The 15,786-nt window shown below is 48.3% G+C and carries 17 protein-coding genes; 15 read left to right on the plus strand and 2 right to left on the minus strand.

All coding sequences use genetic code 11. From position 1 onward, the window contains the following. The first annotated feature begins 226 nt into the window (after positions 1 to 226). From ICN24_RS03310 to sppA, 3 genes are read left to right on the plus strand one after another with little or no spacing between them, the layout of a single operon-like run. Positions 227 to 1,249: an RluA family pseudouridine synthase gene (locus ICN24_RS03310; protein ID WP_216221312.1), complete on the plus strand. Its 1,023-nt coding sequence runs from the start codon at positions 227 to 229 to the stop codon at positions 1,247 to 1,249. Beyond that, positions 1,242 to 1,922 carry an HAD-IA family hydrolase gene (locus ICN24_RS03315; protein ID WP_216221313.1) on the plus strand — a complete coding sequence of 227 codons (681 nt, stop codon included), beginning with the start codon at positions 1,242 to 1,244 and terminating at the stop codon, positions 1,920 to 1,922. Before ICN24_RS03310 ends, ICN24_RS03315 begins: the two co-directional genes overlap by 8 nt. Positions 1,923 to 1,952: 30 nt before the next feature. Further along, complete coding sequence (gene sppA / locus ICN24_RS03320) at positions 1,953 to 2,900, plus strand: signal peptide peptidase SppA (RefSeq protein WP_216221314.1); 948 nt, start codon at positions 1,953 to 1,955, stop codon at positions 2,898 to 2,900. Positions 2,901 to 2,924: 24 nt separating this feature from the next. On the opposite strand, the gene ICN24_RS03325 is transcribed toward sppA, so the two are convergent. Both ICN24_RS03325 and ICN24_RS03330 read right to left on the minus strand, forming a co-directional pair. Beyond that, the gene (locus ICN24_RS03325) at positions 2,925 to 3,695 is read right to left on the minus strand and encodes an SAM-dependent methyltransferase (protein WP_216221315.1); all 771 of its coding nucleotides are present in this window, start codon (positions 3,693 to 3,695) and stop codon (positions 2,925 to 2,927) included. Between the two features lie 28 nt (positions 3,696 to 3,723). Then, the gene (locus tag ICN24_RS03330) at positions 3,724 to 4,347 is read right to left on the minus strand and encodes a Maf family nucleotide pyrophosphatase (RefSeq protein WP_216221316.1); all 624 of its coding nucleotides are present in this window, start codon (positions 4,345 to 4,347) and stop codon (positions 3,724 to 3,726) included. A gap of 41 nt (positions 4,348 to 4,388) precedes the next feature. Here ICN24_RS03330 and ICN24_RS03335 point away from each other — a divergent pair, with 41 nt between their 5' ends. From ICN24_RS03335 to rnc, 12 genes are all read left to right on the plus strand, one after another. Continuing rightward, positions 4,389 to 4,964, plus strand: coding sequence for a YceD family protein (locus tag ICN24_RS03335; RefSeq protein ID WP_216221317.1), 576 nt, complete (start codon positions 4,389 to 4,391; stop codon positions 4,962 to 4,964). Positions 4,965 to 5,069: 105 nt separating this feature from the next. After that, positions 5,070 to 5,249 carry a 50S ribosomal protein L32 gene (rpmF, locus tag ICN24_RS03340; RefSeq protein ID WP_011902241.1) on the plus strand — a complete coding sequence of 60 codons (180 nt, stop codon included), beginning with the start codon at positions 5,070 to 5,072 and terminating at the stop codon, positions 5,247 to 5,249. A gap of 83 nt (positions 5,250 to 5,332) precedes the next feature. Next, complete coding sequence (gene plsX, locus ICN24_RS03345) at positions 5,333 to 6,346, plus strand: phosphate acyltransferase PlsX (RefSeq protein ID WP_216221318.1); 1,014 nt, start codon at positions 5,333 to 5,335, stop codon at positions 6,344 to 6,346. After that, on the plus strand, positions 6,343 to 7,329 hold the full coding sequence (locus ICN24_RS03350; protein ID WP_216859881.1) for a beta-ketoacyl-ACP synthase III: 987 nt from the start codon (positions 6,343 to 6,345) through the stop codon (positions 7,327 to 7,329). The genes plsX and ICN24_RS03350 overlap by 4 nt, the downstream gene beginning before the upstream one ends. Positions 7,330 to 7,380: 51 nt before the next feature. After that, entirely contained in the window at positions 7,381 to 8,316 is a 936-nt protein-coding gene (fabD, locus tag ICN24_RS03355; protein ID WP_216221319.1) for an ACP S-malonyltransferase, read from the plus strand. A gap of 54 nt (positions 8,317 to 8,370) precedes the next feature. Continuing rightward, on the plus strand, positions 8,371 to 9,114 hold the full coding sequence (gene fabG, locus ICN24_RS03360) for a 3-oxoacyl-ACP reductase FabG (protein ID WP_216221321.1): 744 nt from the start codon (positions 8,371 to 8,373) through the stop codon (positions 9,112 to 9,114). 100 nt (positions 9,115 to 9,214) lie between these two features. Further along, positions 9,215 to 9,454 carry an acyl carrier protein gene (acpP, locus tag ICN24_RS03365; RefSeq protein ID WP_028819177.1) on the plus strand — a complete coding sequence of 80 codons (240 nt, stop codon included), beginning with the start codon at positions 9,215 to 9,217 and terminating at the stop codon, positions 9,452 to 9,454. A 21-nt stretch (positions 9,455 to 9,475) separates the two neighbouring features. After that, positions 9,476 to 10,723: a beta-ketoacyl-ACP synthase II gene (gene fabF / locus ICN24_RS03370; protein ID WP_216221323.1), complete on the plus strand. Its 1,248-nt coding sequence runs from the start codon at positions 9,476 to 9,478 to the stop codon at positions 10,721 to 10,723. Positions 10,724 to 10,770: 47 nt separating this feature from the next. After that, a complete protein-coding gene (locus ICN24_RS03375) occupies positions 10,771 to 12,222 on the plus strand; it encodes a DegQ family serine endoprotease (RefSeq protein WP_216221325.1) in 1,452 nt (483 codons plus the stop codon). Between the two features lie 136 nt (positions 12,223 to 12,358). After that, complete coding sequence (gene lepA, locus ICN24_RS03380) at positions 12,359 to 14,164, plus strand: translation elongation factor 4 (protein ID WP_216221326.1); 1,806 nt, start codon at positions 12,359 to 12,361, stop codon at positions 14,162 to 14,164. Next, a complete protein-coding gene (gene lepB / locus ICN24_RS03385) occupies positions 14,164 to 14,970 on the plus strand; it encodes a signal peptidase I (protein WP_216221329.1) in 807 nt (268 codons plus the stop codon). The genes lepA and lepB overlap by 1 nt, the downstream gene beginning before the upstream one ends. Before the next feature lie 6 nt (positions 14,971 to 14,976). Next, positions 14,977 to 15,768, plus strand: a complete 792-nt coding sequence (gene rnc / locus ICN24_RS03390) for a ribonuclease III (protein ID WP_216221330.1) — start codon at positions 14,977 to 14,979, stop codon at positions 15,766 to 15,768. Positions 15,769 to 15,786 lie beyond the last annotated feature (18 nt).

Genomic DNA, 15,786 nt, shown 5'->3' on the forward strand with positions numbered 1-15,786 from the left:
CGCGGCATACGGCACACCAACCCTGCGCCTCATTACAACGGGGGAGGGGCAACCCCGGGAGTCTATTAAAGGGCGACTCCAAGCTCCACGATTCAAACCTGACTTTCAGGTTGGGATCAAGCTAATAAATTAGCTAGAGCGTTGATTATACGGCACAAGTTGCATGACAATGGGGTATTGTTGAGTCCCTTGTCATCTCCCAAAGGGGTGATAAGAGAGATAAATCATGAAATCTGACCCAGTATCCAAGCCAAAAGCAGCCAAAACCCAAACTCCGCCCGCAGTCCATTTGCAGACTATTGGCCCGGAAGAGGCTGGTCAGCGTTTGGATAACTATCTATTACGTTGGGCAAAAGGCGTCCCCAAAAGCCACGTTTACCGAATTATTCGCTCTGGCGAGGTACGGGTTAATAAAAAGCGGGCCGAGCCTACTACCCGACTGATTGAGGGGGATGTGGTGCGCGTTCCCCCAGTACGCATTGCTGAACCGGCCCAAATGGCGGCCGTCAACACAGCCCAGACCAAATCCCGTGCGCATGGATATTCCGACAAAATGCCTGTTTTGTATGAGGATGAGGCACTCTTGATCGTGGATAAGCCTGCTGGCTTGGCTGTTCACGGTGGATCCGGCATTGCCTTAGGGGTCATTGAGACCCTCCGTATTACCCGTCCTGAACTCAAATTTCTGGAATTAGTCCATCGTTTGGACCGAGATACCTCCGGAGTGTTATTGCTGGCTAAGAAACGCAGTGCTTTGGTGGAACTGCATCGGCAGATTCGGGAAGGGCAAACAGATAAACGCTATTACTTACTTGCTCATGGTGAAATTGAGCAGGGCGCGCAAGTCATGCAGCTTAAATATCCACTGCATAAATATTTACTTGCCAACGGTGAGCGGCGTGTGCGGGTTGATCCAGAGGGTTTGCCAAGCCATACGGCCTTACGCGTGACTAAAGTGATGAAGCGTGGAGATGCCGCTATTACTCAGGCTGAAGCCCAGCTTAAGACGGGACGTACCCACCAGATCCGTGTTCATCTGCAAAAGCTAGGCCATGCCATTTTGGGAGACGATAAATATGGCTTTGAAGATCTGGATAAATTAATTAAATCTAAGAGGCTCTATTTGCATGCTCACCTGGCTGGGTTTACCCATCCCCGTACTGGCGAAAAGATGCGTATTGAATCACCGCTACCATCCGAGTTTGCTGCGATGATGAATCTTTTTGAGCAGGCCAATCCAGATGCATGAAGAGAAAAAATCTGAGCGTCGTTATGACCTCATCGTTTGGGACTGGGATGGGACCATTATGGATTCCACACCCACGATCGTGCATTGCATTCAGCAGGCCTGTCGTGATTTAGGTTTCAAAGAGCCTGACGATACTTTGGCAAGTTCGGTGATTGGTTTGGGTATTCAGGATTCGCTGCGCCGAGCGGTTCCGTGGATTGAACCTATTCATTTTCAAAAGCTGACAGAACGCTTTCGTTATCACTACTTGGCAAAAGACCATGAACTCGATTTGTTCGTGGGTATTCGAGAGCTATTGGAGGAGTTACGGGCGGATAACTATCTCTTGGGTGTTGCTACTGGCAAATCTAGAGTGGGATTAGATCGCTCGCTCAAGCACCATCAAGTTGGCCATCTCTTTCATGAGACACGCACTGCCGATGAATCCTTTTCTAAGCCGCATCCTGGGATGCTGCTAGAGTTGTCAGATGTCACGCAAGTACCGACTAGACGCATGCTGATGATTGGTGATACGACGCATGATTTAGATATGGCAGCCAATGCTGGCGTAGATGCAGTAGCCGTTACTTACGGAGCCCATCCACCAGATACATTAAAGACTTCGCCATCACTAGCGCACCTCGATGATGTGCCACAGTTGGCCAAGTGGTTAACAGAAAATTTAAAGGCGTAAGCCGGTTTGTAGCAAGACAAAGGAATCAGTATGGAAAATAATCCAAACCCCAATTGGGAGCGACAAGCACTCGAGCATTTGCTCTTGGAGAATTTAAAAGAGACTCGTAAGGCGCGCCGCTGGAAAGCCGTTTTGCGCGTGTTGACCTTATTGGTGATTGTTGCCGTAGTACTTTCAGTATTTGACTTTCATCTTCCGGGGCGCGGTATGGGGGTTGAGAAACACACCGCGTTGGTCACGCTCGAGGGCGAGATCTCTTCGAGTTCCATGGCCAATGCTATGGATATCAATGCTTCACTCGTTTCGGCATTTGAGAATGAACATAGCGCAGGCGTCATCCTGCGGATTAATAGTCCTGGGGGTTCCCCAGTTCAAGCTGGGATGATGAATGATGAGATTCATCGTTTACGTAAGCTGTATCCCAATAAGCCCTTTTATGTAGTGGTGGAGGATATTTGCGCTTCCGGTGGCTACTACGTTGCTGTTGCTGCTGATCAAATTTTGGTCGATAAAGCGAGTTTGGTTGGCTCTATCGGTGTAATCATGGAAGGCTTTGGTTTTACGGGTTTGATGGATAAGCTGGGCGTGACTCGTCGCATGATTACCGCGGGCTCAAACAAAGGCATGCTCGATCCATTTAGCAAAGAAGAGCCTAAGCAGGTAGAGATGGTCAAGACCATGATTGATGAAATTCATCAGCAATTTATTGCCGTTGTGAAAGAAGGTCGTGGCTCTCGCTTAAAAGATACGCCAGATCTTTTCTCGGGGCGCATTTGGAATGGTGAGCAGGCTGTTAAGTTGGGCTTGGTGGATGGTTATGGCACTGTGGATTCTGTTGCGCGCGACATCTTTAAAGCACCAGACGTGCTCGACTACACAATGAAAGAAAATTTTGCTGAACGCGTTGCTAAACGTTTTGGTGCAGAAGCTGGCGCTGCTGCTGGTAAAGCCTTGGTGAAGGCTCCAGATCTTAAGTAAGTAAAGCTATCAAAGCGCAGTTCTTTAGGCCAACAATAGAAATATCGTTGGCCTATTTTGTAAGGAAGCGCAAGCTGCTTCATTGGGATAGCGTTTACGCCAATCGGCAATCGACAAGGTTGTGATCATTTCCGAAGGTAAGCTCAGATCAATGCCTAAGCACAGCAATGTTTGTGGTGCTAGCGCATTCATACATGCCATCAACATTGCTGTATTGCGGTAAGGCGTCTCAATCCAAATTTGGGTTTGTTGTAATTTGCGAGACTCTACTTCTAGTTGTTTGAGTTTTGCAATACGTTCTTGGTTGTCATGGGGTACATAGCCTTGGAAAGCAAAGCGTTGACCATTTAGGCCGCTTGCCATTAAGCCCAACAAAATCGAGCTAGGACCTACGAGTGGCTTGACCTGTGCGCCAAGCCGATGGGCAGCAAGCACTAATTCAGCGCCGGGATCTGCCACACCTGGCACGCCCGCTTCTGACATGAGACCCACATCCTTGCCAGCCATTAAGGGCTTTAATAGATCAGCCGGTTTTACGGCATCACCATACTTAGCATTGCGTGCGGCACCACGCCATTCACTCATTTGCATTTCTTGAATCGTGCATGCCAAAGGAGACAGACTATCTACGGACTTTAAAAATGCTCGCGCTGTCTTTGCATCTTCGACGATCCAATGCGTCAGCTTGGCGGTACAGGCAATGGTTTCACTAGGTAGCACCCATGGTAATTGCTCATGGCGTGCATCATTACCCAATGTATTAGGAACTAAGTAAAGCGTGCCAAGTTTTGCCATTGGGAAGTTCGTCCGTATCTCTTTTTTATTACAGATTTTTTGAGGGAATCGTAAACCCTGCATCACGCAGTAAGCCAGTCAAGGCAATGAGGGGTAAGCCAATCAGGGCAGTAGGATCAGCGCTCTTGATGGACTCTAGTAAGCTGATGCCCAAGCCCTCTGACTTAGCGCTACCAGCGCAATCATATGGCTCTTCCGCCAGTAAGTAGTTTTCTAAAACCTCATCTGAGAGTTTGCGAAATGTGACTTCAGTTGGCACGCTCAACGTTGTGAAGGCGTCGCCTTTCATGAGGCAGAGTGCCGTATGAAAGGTCACCGTTTGACCGCGCATGAGTTGGAGTTGTGCCAAAGCTCTTTCAAAATTCCCTGGTTTGCCAATAGCAGCTCCGCATAAATCAGCGACTTGATCAGAGCCAATCACCCAAGCATTGGGATGTTGTTTTGCTACGGCAGCCGCTTTTGCTTGTGCAAGTCGGAGCGCTAAATCCAAAGAGCTCTCGCCGGTTTGTGGTGTCTCATCCACCTTGGGAGAAACTACCTCAAACGCAATGCGCAAGCGCTCCAGTAGTTCGCGTCGATACACAGAGGTCGACCCCAAAATCAGCGGGGGATTTGAGGATGTATTGGAGAATGATTTTGTTGAAATACTCATTGCTGCTAACTTTCGTAGATGTCTTGATTTAGACTGATGTCATGAATCGTAATCAAGTTTTACCTCAAGTCCAGTTATCGGCAGACCCTAGCGCCTTGAGGCGGGTTGATTTTTGTGCCCCGCAATCCTATCGCGGCGCCGGTTTTCTCAATATCTCTGACCTTCCTCGGGTTGCCGAGGAGGCATCTACAGTGGTTGGGGGCGACGGGTTTCATTGGGAGGTTCAGACCCATTTCGAGGATTCGCCTGGCAGCGAGCCCCATCAAATCCTCAATTTAGGGCTAAAAGGCCGCATTCACCTCATTTGCCAGCGGTGTCTGCAGGATTGTGCAGTTGATTTGGCTGAAAACCGCCGTTTTGTCTTGCTTGCTACCGAAGAGGAGGCTGATGCCTATCCTCTGGAGGATGAGGAGCAGGAGCCCCTAGTAGCTAGCCAGCACTTCAACCTCCTAGAAACCATCGAGGATGAGGTTTTGCTGTCCCTACCTTTGATTCCAAAACATCCAGAGGGCTTTTGTGAGCCGCATGCCTCAGTATTTGGGGAAGAAGTGGGCGAAGAGGTCTTGGATGAGCGGGAAAATCCCTTTAACATATTGAAAAATATGAAGAAAAACTAAAAACTCAGGTCTTTTCAAGTCTGTTGTTTTGAATGTGCTTTCTCGGTAAATCAAGCATTTAGACACATTTCCATGCTAGAATGTCGCCTTGCTTAGGAGTTCAATATGGCCGTTCAACAAAACAAAAAATCACCTTCCAAACGTGGCATGCACCGTGCGCACGACTTTTTGACCGCACCTGCTACGGCTGTTGAAGCCACAACTGGTGAGGCTCATTTGCGCCACCACATTTCACCTAACGGCTACTATCGTGGTCGTAAAGTTGTTAAAACTAAAAACGACTAATTTTTTAGTCTAAACAGATAGAAGCGGCTCCAGTTCAAGCCGCTTTTTTCTTGGATAAATCACTTGCAGCAATCAATGAGTTTATGAGCGTTACTCTTGCTATTGATGCCATGGGCGGAGATCATGGGGTCGTCGTGACGGTTCCCGCTGCCTGTGATTTTTTAGAAAAACATGCTGATGTCAAGATTGCCCTCGTAGGCGATCCCGATTTGATCAAGCAAGTCTTGAGCAAATCTCCCAAGGCGCCTCTTGAGCGCATTCAAATTATTTCTGCAAGCGAAGTCGTGTTGATGGATGACCCGATTGAGGTTGCTTTGCGTCGCAAAAAAGATTCTTCGATGCGAGTTGCAATCGAGCAAGTCAAAGAGGGTGCCGCTGATGCCGTGATTTCCTCTGGTAACACGGGCGCGCTCATGGCGATTTCTCGCTACATCCTCAAAACCTTAGATGGCGTTGATCGCCCTGCCATTGCTACTGCAATCCCCAATGAATTAGGGCGCGGTACGACGATGTTGGATTTGGGTGCCAATGCAGATTGTGAGCCGATGCACTTGGTTCAATTTGCCCAAATGGCCAATGTCATGGTGCAGGTGGTTGATGGCAAACAAAACCCGTCGATTGGTCTTCTCAATATTGGTGAAGAGGTGATTAAGGGCAATGAAGTGGTGAAGCAAACCAGCGAATTGTTGCGTCAAACCCAATTAAACTTTTATGGCAACGTAGAAGGCAATGATATTTTTAAAGGCACTACTGATATTGTTGTGTGCGATGGATTTGTGGGTAACGTGGTGCTGAAGGCTAGCGAAGGTTTAGCCAAGATGATGAGTGGCATGATTCGTGAAGAATTTAATCGTTCATTGCTGACCAAGCTTATGGCAATTTGCGCTATGGTGCCATTGTTGCGTGTACGCAAACGCGTGGACCATCGTCGCTACAACGGTGCTGTATTGTTGGGTTTACGTGGTTGTGTGATTAAGAGCCATGGCTCTGCAGATCGTTTTGCATTTGGTTTTGCTTTGGATCGCGCATATGAGGCGGCCAAAAATCGCATGGTCGAACGTATTGCTGCAGCCTTTGTAGCGGAGACAAAAGAATGAGTATTTTTGCAAGAGTAGCGGGCACTGGAAGTTATCTTCCTGAGCAGCGTTTAACAAACCAAGATTTAGTTGAGCGTCTAGCCAAGACTGGTTTAGAGACCAGTGATGAGTGGATTACAACCCGAAGCGGTATTTCTGCGCGTCACTTTGCAGCTGAAAACGAATTAACCAGTGATTTGGCGGTGAAGGCTGCACAAGCTGCATTAGATAGTGCCGGCATAACGTCAGAAGATTTAGACCTCATTATTTTGGCGACTTCTACACCTGATCATTTGGGCGGCTTCCCCAGTACAGCTTGCGTTGTGCAAGATAAATTGGGCGCACACACTGCCTGTGCAGCGTTTGATGTGCAGGCGGTTTGTGCTGGCTTTACCTATGCGCTAGCAACTGCAGATGCATTTATTCGTGCAGGCTCTTATAAAAAAGTATTGGTGATTGGCGCAGAAACCTTCTCTCGCATTTTGGATTTTCAAGATCGCGGCACTTGCGTATTGTTTGGTGATGGTGCTGGCGCAGTCGTTTTAGAAGCTTCTGCCAAGCCCGGTATTTTGTCCACTGCGCTGCATGCAGATGGTAGTCAGCGCGATATTTTATGTGTGCCAGGACGCTCTGGTAATGGCGCAGTTCATGGTTCACCCTTTATGACGATGGATGGCCAAGCAGTGTTTAAGTTGGCTGTGAAGGTTTTAGAGCAGGTTGCCCATGAGGTTCTGGAAAAAGCAAATCTCAAGCCTGAGCAAATCGATTGGTTGGTGCCCCACCAAGCCAATATCCGCATCATGGAAGGCACTGCGAAAAAGATGGGCATGTCCATGGATAAAGTCATCGTGACGGTTCATGAGCATGGCAATACCTCAGCAGCATCAATTCCATTAGCCCTTGATGTCGGTGTACGCTCTGGTCAAATTCAGCGCGGTCAACATCTCTTATTAGAGGGTGTCGGTGGTGGCTTTGCGTGGGGAGCGGTTGCCCTGAAGTATTAATGCGCGTTTATCTGTATACATTCAATTTTCATTATTTAGTAAATTAATCTCATGACATTTGCATTTGTATTCCCCGGACAAGGCTCTCAATCTGTTGGCATGCTCAATTCCATTGCGCAGCGCCCTGAAGTTCGTGCAACCTTGCAAGAAGCTTCCGATGCTCTAGGTGAGGATGTTGCAAAGCTGATAGCAGAAGGACCTGCTGAAGCACTGTCCTTAACTACTAATACCCAGCCCGTAATGCTCACTGCTGCGGTTGCGTTCTATCGCGCCTGGTTGGCTGCAGGTGGTGCAACACCTAAAGTGATGGCAGGACATAGCTTGGGCGAATACTCCGCTTTGGTTGCTGCTGGTGTGATTGCATTTAAAGATGCTGTGCCATTAGTGCGGTTTCGTGCAGAAGCAATGCAGACTGCTGTGCCTGTTGGTACTGGTGGTATGGCAGCCATCCTGGGTTTAGATGACGCAATGGTGATTCAGGTCTGCGCTGAAGCGAGTGCAGTTTCTGGCGGTGTGGTTGAGGCGGTGAATTTCAATGCTCCAGGTCAAGTCGTGATTGCTGGTGCGAGTGATGCCGTTAGCAAGGCCTGTGAATTATTAAAAGCTGCTGGTGCAAAACGGGCTTTGCCTTTGCCGGTTTCTGCGCCATTCCATTCTTCTTTATTGCAGCCTGCCTCTGAAAAGCTCAAAGGCTACTTAGCCAATATTGAATTTAACGCGCCTACGATTGCAGTGATTAATAACGTGGATGTTGAAATCCTCAACGATCCTGTCGCCATTAAAGATGCTTTAGTACGCCAGGCTGCAAAACCAGTGCGTTGGCAAGAGACTATCCAGGCGATGGCTGCACAAGGCATTACACAAGTGGTGGAGTGTGGTCCAGGCAAGGTATTGGCAGGGCTTACCAAGCGCATTAACGATCAGGTAACTGGTGTGCCTGTATTTGATGAAGCTAGTCTGAATGAAATTCTAGCTAGCTTGAAGTAATCATTACATCAATTAGACAGTCAATTAATAATTAAAAGAAATACTGGAAGACATATGAACCTTGATTTAAGCGGACAAATTGCCTTAGTAACAGGCGCCTCACGCGGTATTGGCCAAGCGATTGCAGATGAGTTGGTAAAGTGCGGCGCAAAAGTCATTGGTACAGCAACTTCTGAGGATGGAGCTAAAGCCATTGATGCGCGTTTGAAGCCTTCTGGCGGTGCTGGTTTGGTATTGAATGTCACTGTGCCAAACGCTTGTGAAGACATCATTGATCAAATCGTGAAAGACTTTGGTGGCATTAATATTCTGGTAAATAACGCCGGCATTACGCGCGACAACCTAGCGATGCGGATGAAGTCCGAAGAGTGGACAGATGTGATTGATACCAATCTAAGCTCTGTTTTCCGTTTATCGCAAGCAGTGCTGCGCCCAATGATGAAAGCGCGTGGCGGCCGCATTATTAATATCACGTCGATTGTGGGGCACATGGGTAATGCTGGTCAGGCGAACTATGCCGCTGCCAAAGCTGGCGTCTCTGGCATGACACGGGCCCTAGCCCGTGAAATTGGCAGCCGCAATATCACCGTAAATTGCGTGGCACCTGGCTTTATTGATACCGATATGACGCGCGCCCTGAGCGAAGAGCAGCAAAATGCCCTAAAAGTGAACATTCCGCTGGCAAGGCTAGGTAGTCCTGAGGATGTGGCCCAGGCAGTAGCCTTTTTGGCCTCTCCAGCAGCTGGATACGTTACGGGAAACACCCTCCACGTTAATGGCGGCCTCTATTTAGCCTAACGGCAAGCAAGGATTTGGTCATTTTTTAGCGGATTTGCTAAATGCGTCCGCCAAGCTGATAAAATCCTTCCATCGTTTTTTACAACCCCTGGGGAAATTAATGGACAACATCGAACAACGCGTTAAGAAAATCGTCGCTGAGCAATTGGGCGTCGCAGAAGGAGATATCAAGAATGAATCTTCTTTCGTGAACGACCTGGGCGCTGACTCTCTTGACACTGTTGAGCTGGTTATGGCTTTGGAAGATGAATTCGGTATCGAAATTCCTGATGAGGAAGCTGAAAAGATCACCACAGTTCAGCTCGCGATCGACTTCGCTAAATCAAAAGCTCAGGGTTAATTCCCTAGCTTAGGTATTACTGTGTCAGTATCAAATGGCCGACGCCGGGTAGTAGTCACCGGCCTTGGCCTCATCTCACCTGTTGGTAATTCGGTTGATGCGGCTTGGTCTAATTTGCTCGCGGGCAAATCAGGCATTGCTACCATCACCAAGTTTGACCACACCCCGCTTAGCGTTCATTTCGCTGGAGAGGTGAAGGATTTCAATGTTGAAGAATATGTTTCTGCCAAAGAAGCGCGCCACATGGATACCTTTATCCATTACGGTATCGCTGCTGGTACGCAAGCAATTCGCGACAGTGGTTTAGAGGTTAACGAACAGAACGCTGAGCGTATTGGCGTGATGGTCGGCTCTGGCATTGGCGGCCTGCCAATGATTGAGGAGACAGGCGCTGAGCTTCTAGCTCGTGGCCCTCGTCGCATTTCTCCATTCTTCGTGCCCGGCTCAATCATTAATATGATTTCTGGTCACCTCAGCATTTTGTTTGGCCTTAAGGGTCCAAACGTAGCTGCGGTTACTGCCTGTACAACTGGTTTACACAGCATTGGTTTAGCAGCACGTTTAATTCAGTACGGTGATGCTGATGTCATGGTTGCCGGTGGTGCTGAGTCAACGATCTCTGCTTTAGGTGTTGGTGGTTTTGCTTCTGCAAGAGCGCTCTCAACACGCAATGATGATCCAGCGACTGCATCACGTCCTTGGGATAAAGACCGTGATGGTTTTGTTCTTGGCGAAGGTGCTGGTGTGGTTGTACTGGAAGAGTATGAGCACGCTAAAGCACGTGGCGCAAAAATTTATTGCGAACTGCTAGGATTTGGCATGAGCGGTGATGCGTATCACATGACTGCACCTAATATGGATGGTCCACGCCGTTGCATGGTTAATGCCATGCGCGATGCAAAGCTCAATCCAGATCAAATTCAGTATTTGAATGCTCACGGTACATCTACCCCATTGGGTGATAAGAATGAAACCGAAGCAATCAAAGCGGCTTTAGGCGATCACGCTAAGAAGGCCCTCATTAACTCGACTAAGTCGATGACTGGCCACCTCTTGGGCGGCGCAGGTGGCTTAGAGTCTGTTTTCACTATTCTGGCGCTTCATCACCAGAAATCACCTCCTACCATCAACATCTTCAATCAAGACCCTGAGTGCGACCTGGACTACTGCGCCAATACTGCACGGGATGTGAAGATCGACCATGCCGTCAAAAACAACTTTGGCTTTGGTGGTACTAACGGCACCTTGATTTTTGGTAAGCTGACCTAATATTCTCTTTATCTCCATTGTTGGTTTTCACCAAGTAGGTCATTAGCATGATGAAAAAGCAATTTATTGCGCTCCTGGCTGTTTTGAGTCTCGGGCAGACTTTCTTTGTATCTCCAGTGCTGGCGCAAAATCCTCGCGTCACGATTCCTGACTTTGCCGATTTGGTAGAGCGCGCCAGTCCAGCAGTTGTCAATATTCGCACCACTGAAAAAGTCGTTGTTCAGCAGACTCAAGGTGGGATTCCGGGTATGCCTGAAGATCAGGCCGAATTCTTCCGACGCTTTTTTGGTGTGCCCATTCCTGGCATTCCCAATGGACCAAAACCAGCGCAACCCAATTCCGGGAAACCGCAAGAGGCAGATCGTGGAGTAGGCTCTGGCTTCATCATTGAATCGAATGGTTTGATTCTGACAAACGCACACGTAGTAGAAGGTGCGACGACGATTTATGTAACCTTGACTGATAAGCGTGAGTTCAAGGCAAAGTTATTAGGTATGGATAAACGTACCGACGTGGCAGTGGTGAAAATTGAAGCACGTGATTTACCAAAGCTGCCTTTAGGTGATTCTTCTAAGGTACGTGTGGGCGAATGGGTGCTAGCGATTGGTTCACCATTTGGTTTAGAAAACACCGTAACAGCCGGTATTGTTTCTGCGAAGAGTCGTGATACAGGTGATTACTTGCCATTTATTCAAACGGACGTAGCGGTCAATCCTGGTAACTCTGGCGGCCCCTTGTTGAATACTGCTGGCCAAGCGATTGGTATCAACTCTCAAATCTTTAGTCGCTCTGGCGGCTATATGGGAATCTCATTCGCTATTCCGATTGATGAGGCGATGCGCGTGGCTGACCAGCTACGCGCTAATGGAAAAATGACCCGTGGTCGCATTGGTGTTGCCTTAGGTGAAATGACCAAAGAGGTTGCGGAGAGCTTAGGTTTAGGCAAGCCCCGTGGCGCTTATGTACGTAATGTTGAGCAAAATGGTCCGGCTGCCGCTGGCGGCATTGAGGCTGGGGATGTCATTCTCAGTTTTAATGGGCGTGAGATTAGTAAGTCGACCGACCTACCTCGTATTGTTGGTGACACTAAACCAGGTACATCCGTTCCAGTCCAAGTTTGGCGTAAGGGCGCAACTCGGGAATTAACGGTAACCGTGACGGATACTGACTCCACTCAAGCCGCAAATAAGAAGCCAGATACACCGGCTGCCAATGGCAATAGTGCCAATGTATTCGGGGTGGCAGTAGGCGATGTATCGGACGCTAAGAAAAAAGACCTCAGTATTAAGGGCGGGGTCGAAGTGACTGGTCTGGGCGATGGTCCTTTGGCACGCGCCGGGATTCGTCCGGGAGATGTGATTATTCGGGTGGGTGATACCGATATTACGGGTGTGAAGCAGTTTGAGGGCCTCATTAAAGGCCTGGATGCCAATAAGGCTGTTCCGGTCTTTGTGCGCCGTGCTGACAGCACCTTGGTAGTCCCTGTCAGGCCAAAATAAGCCCTTTTTAGGTCAAAAAATGGGGATCGGCGCCTTTTGGGCGCCACCCATTACAATCCCTTTAAGACGACTTTTTGCAGCGCATCATTGTGGTGCGTTCTGACAAGGCGTTTTTTGAGTTAACAAATAAGACGCTATGGATTTAATCCGCAATTTTTCTATCATCGCCCATATTGATCACGGCAAATCAACGCTTGCGGATCGCATTATTCAACTTTGTGGCGGTCTTTCCGATCGCGAAATGGAAGCTCAGGTTCTCGATTCAATGGACATTGAGCGTGAGCGCGGTATCACCATTAAAGCCCAAACAGCAGCGCTCAATTACAAAGCCAAAGACGGCAAGATTTACAACATCAATTTGATTGATACCCCGGGGCACGTCGACTTTTCTTATGAAGTGAGTCGCTCCTTATCTGCCTGTGAAGGTGCCTTATTGGTAGTCGATGCCAGTCAAGGGGTTGAGGCGCAAACAGTGGCGAACTGTTACATGGCTCTTGAGCTGGGCGTCGAAGCAGTCCCAGTGCTCAATAAGATCGATTTGCCACAAGCAGATCCTGAGCGCGCTAAAAAAGAAATTGAAGATGTCATTGGTATTGATGCGTCTGAAGCGGTAACTTGCTCAGCGAAAACGGGCATGGGTGTTGCGGATGTGATCGAGGAAATGATTGCTAAGGTGCCACCACCCAAAGGCAATGCAGCCGAGCCATTACAGGCTTTGATCATTGACTCCTGGTTTGATAACTACGTTGGTGTTGTCATGCTGATTCGCGTAGTCAATGGCACCTTAAAGCCAAAAGAAAAAATCACCTTAATGGCTAATGGTTCAAGCCATTTGGTTGAGCACGTTGGTGTGTTTAGTCCGAAGTCAGTAGACCGTCCGGAGTTATCCGCCGGTCAAGTAGGCTTTGTGATTGCTGGTATTAAGGAGTTGAAAGCCGCTAAGGTAGGCGACACAGTGACGCATTCTCCTGGACAGCAAGGGCGCGTTCCTGCTTCCGAGCCTTTGCCGGGTTTCAAAGAAGTAAAGCCACAAGTGTTTGCCGGTTTATATCCAGTAGAAGCGAGTGAGTACGATCAGTTACGTGAATCGCTGGAGAAACTCAAGTTAAATGACGCTTCGCTTTTGTATGAACCGGAAGTATCGCAAGCGCTCGGTTTTGGATTCCGCTGTGGATTCTTAGGTTTGCTGCATATGGAGATCGTACAAGAGCGTTTAGAGCGCCAGTACGGCATGAACTTAATTACTACTGCACCTACGGTGGTTTATCAAGTTCAACAATCCGATGGCACGATCTTGATGGTGGATAACCCGTCAAAGATGCCTGAAACCAGCAAGGTTGATACGATTCTTGAGCCAATCGTGACAGTCAATCTGTATATGCCGCAAGAGTATGTGGGTTCAGTCATTACCTTGTGTGTGGGTAAGCGTGGTATTCAGACGGGTATGAACTATCTGGGTCGCCAAGTACAGCTCACCTATGAATTGCCGATGGCAGAAATCGTGCTCGATTTCTTTGACCGCTTAAAGTCGATCTCTCGTGGCTATGCCTCCATGGATTACGAGTTCAAAGAGTATCGACCTGCTGATGTGGTCAAGGTGGATATTTTGATTAACGGTGATCGTGTGGATGCGCTTTCCGTGATTGTTCACCGGAGTAATAGTCAGCATCGTGGGCGCGAAGTGGTTGCCAAGATGCGCGGAATCATTCCGCGTCAAATGTTTGATGTAGCGATTCAGGCGGCGATTGGTAGCAATATCGTTGCTCGTGAAAACGTGAAGGCCTTGCGTAAGAACGTGTTGGCCAAGTGTTATGGCGGCGATATCTCGCGTAAACGTAAATTATTAGAGAAGCAAAAAGAAGGTAAAAAGCGCATGAAGCAAGTGGGTAACGTGGAAATTCCACAAGAAGCCTTCTTGGCTATATTGCAGGTGGAGGATTAATGAACTTCGCACTCATCCTCTTCATCCTGGTGATTGTCTCTGGCATCGCTTGGGTTGCTGACAAAATGCTTTTTGCCCCGCAGCGTCGCCTAGCAGGCATTGACCGCATGCCGCTGTGGCTGGAATACACAGCGGGATTCTTCCCAGTAATCTGTGCGGTGTTTGTATTGCGCTCATTTATTGTGGAGCCATTCAAGATTCCATCAGGATCGATGATCCCTACATTGCAAATTGGCGATTTCATTTTGGTGAACAAGTTCACTTACGGTATTCGCTTGCCAGTGATTAATCAAAAAGTTATTGATCTGGGCACGCCAAAGCGTGGTGATGTCGTGGTATTTCGTTATCCACGTGATGAGTCTGTGGATTACATCAAGCGTGTTGTAGCTCTTCCAGGTGATGTCATTACTTATGAAGATAAGCGCCTAACAATTAATGGGCAGCCTTTGCAATACAGTGGGGGCGAGCCTTATCTTGATCCAGAGAATATGCGCTATGCCAAGCGTTTTACAGAAATATTCCCGGCAGATCTTGGTGGTAATCGCCATGAGATCTTGAATGACCCTGATCGTCCTGCAACCGTATTCCCAACAGAGCGTTTTCCAGGATCTGAATTTTGCCAATATCAGCAATCGGGTTTGACTTGCAAGGTACCAGCAGGGCATTATTTTGCAATGGGCGATAACCGCGATAACAGCGCAGATTCTCGCTACTGGGGTTTTGTTCCGGACCGTAATATTGTCGGTAAAGCATTTTTTGTGTGGTTGAACCTAGGCAATCTAGGGCGCATCGGTAGCTTTGAGTAAGCGATCATGAACGCCCGCGCCGTGATTGAAACCGCACCGCTGCAAGAGCGGCTTGGCTACACATTCAAGAAGTCTGAGCTATTAAATCAAGCTCTCACTCATCGTAGTCATAGCAAGAAAAACAATGAGCGTTTAGAGTTTTTAGGTGATTCGATTCTCAATTGCGTGGTGGCTGATTTGCTCTACGAGCGTTACTCCGATTTGGATGAAGGCGACCTCTCTCGTGTACGCGCGAACTTAGTGAAACAACAGGCCCTGTATGAGATTGCTCAAACATTGTCTTTATCGGATTACCTCCGTTTAGGCGAAGGTGAGCTCAAGAGTGGGGGCTTTCGTCGCCCATCCATTTTGGCTGACACCTTAGAGGCTGTCACGGGCGCAATCTTTTTGGATGGTGGCTTTGATGCCGCAAAAGAATGTTTGCGCAAGCTCTACTCTGTCATTCTGGCGCAAGTCGATCCGAAGACGCTAGGCAAGGATGACAAGACCTTGCTACAGGAGTGTTTGCAAAGCTACCAATTGCCACTGCCAACTTATAACGTCACAGGTACAACAGGGGCCGCACATAATCAGCAATTTGAAGTGGAGTGCTTGATTCCGAGTCTGAAGGTATCCGTGAAAGGCGAGGGGGCCTCACGCCGGGCTGCTGAACAATCGGCTGCCAAGGCTGCGTTAGCAGCAGTCTTAAAGGCATTGCCTCAAGAATCTCGCAAACCCAAGAAAACTCGGTCCGCTAAGAAAAAAGCAGCAAAGAAAGAAGCAACCGAAGAGCAGTTAAATCTTAAGCTGAAGGGCTAATCGTGTTTAGATGCGGCA

The organism is Polynucleobacter sp. UK-Kesae-W10, assembly GCF_018881575.1.
In the GTDB taxonomy this organism is placed as follows: domain Bacteria; phylum Pseudomonadota; class Gammaproteobacteria; order Burkholderiales; family Burkholderiaceae; genus Polynucleobacter.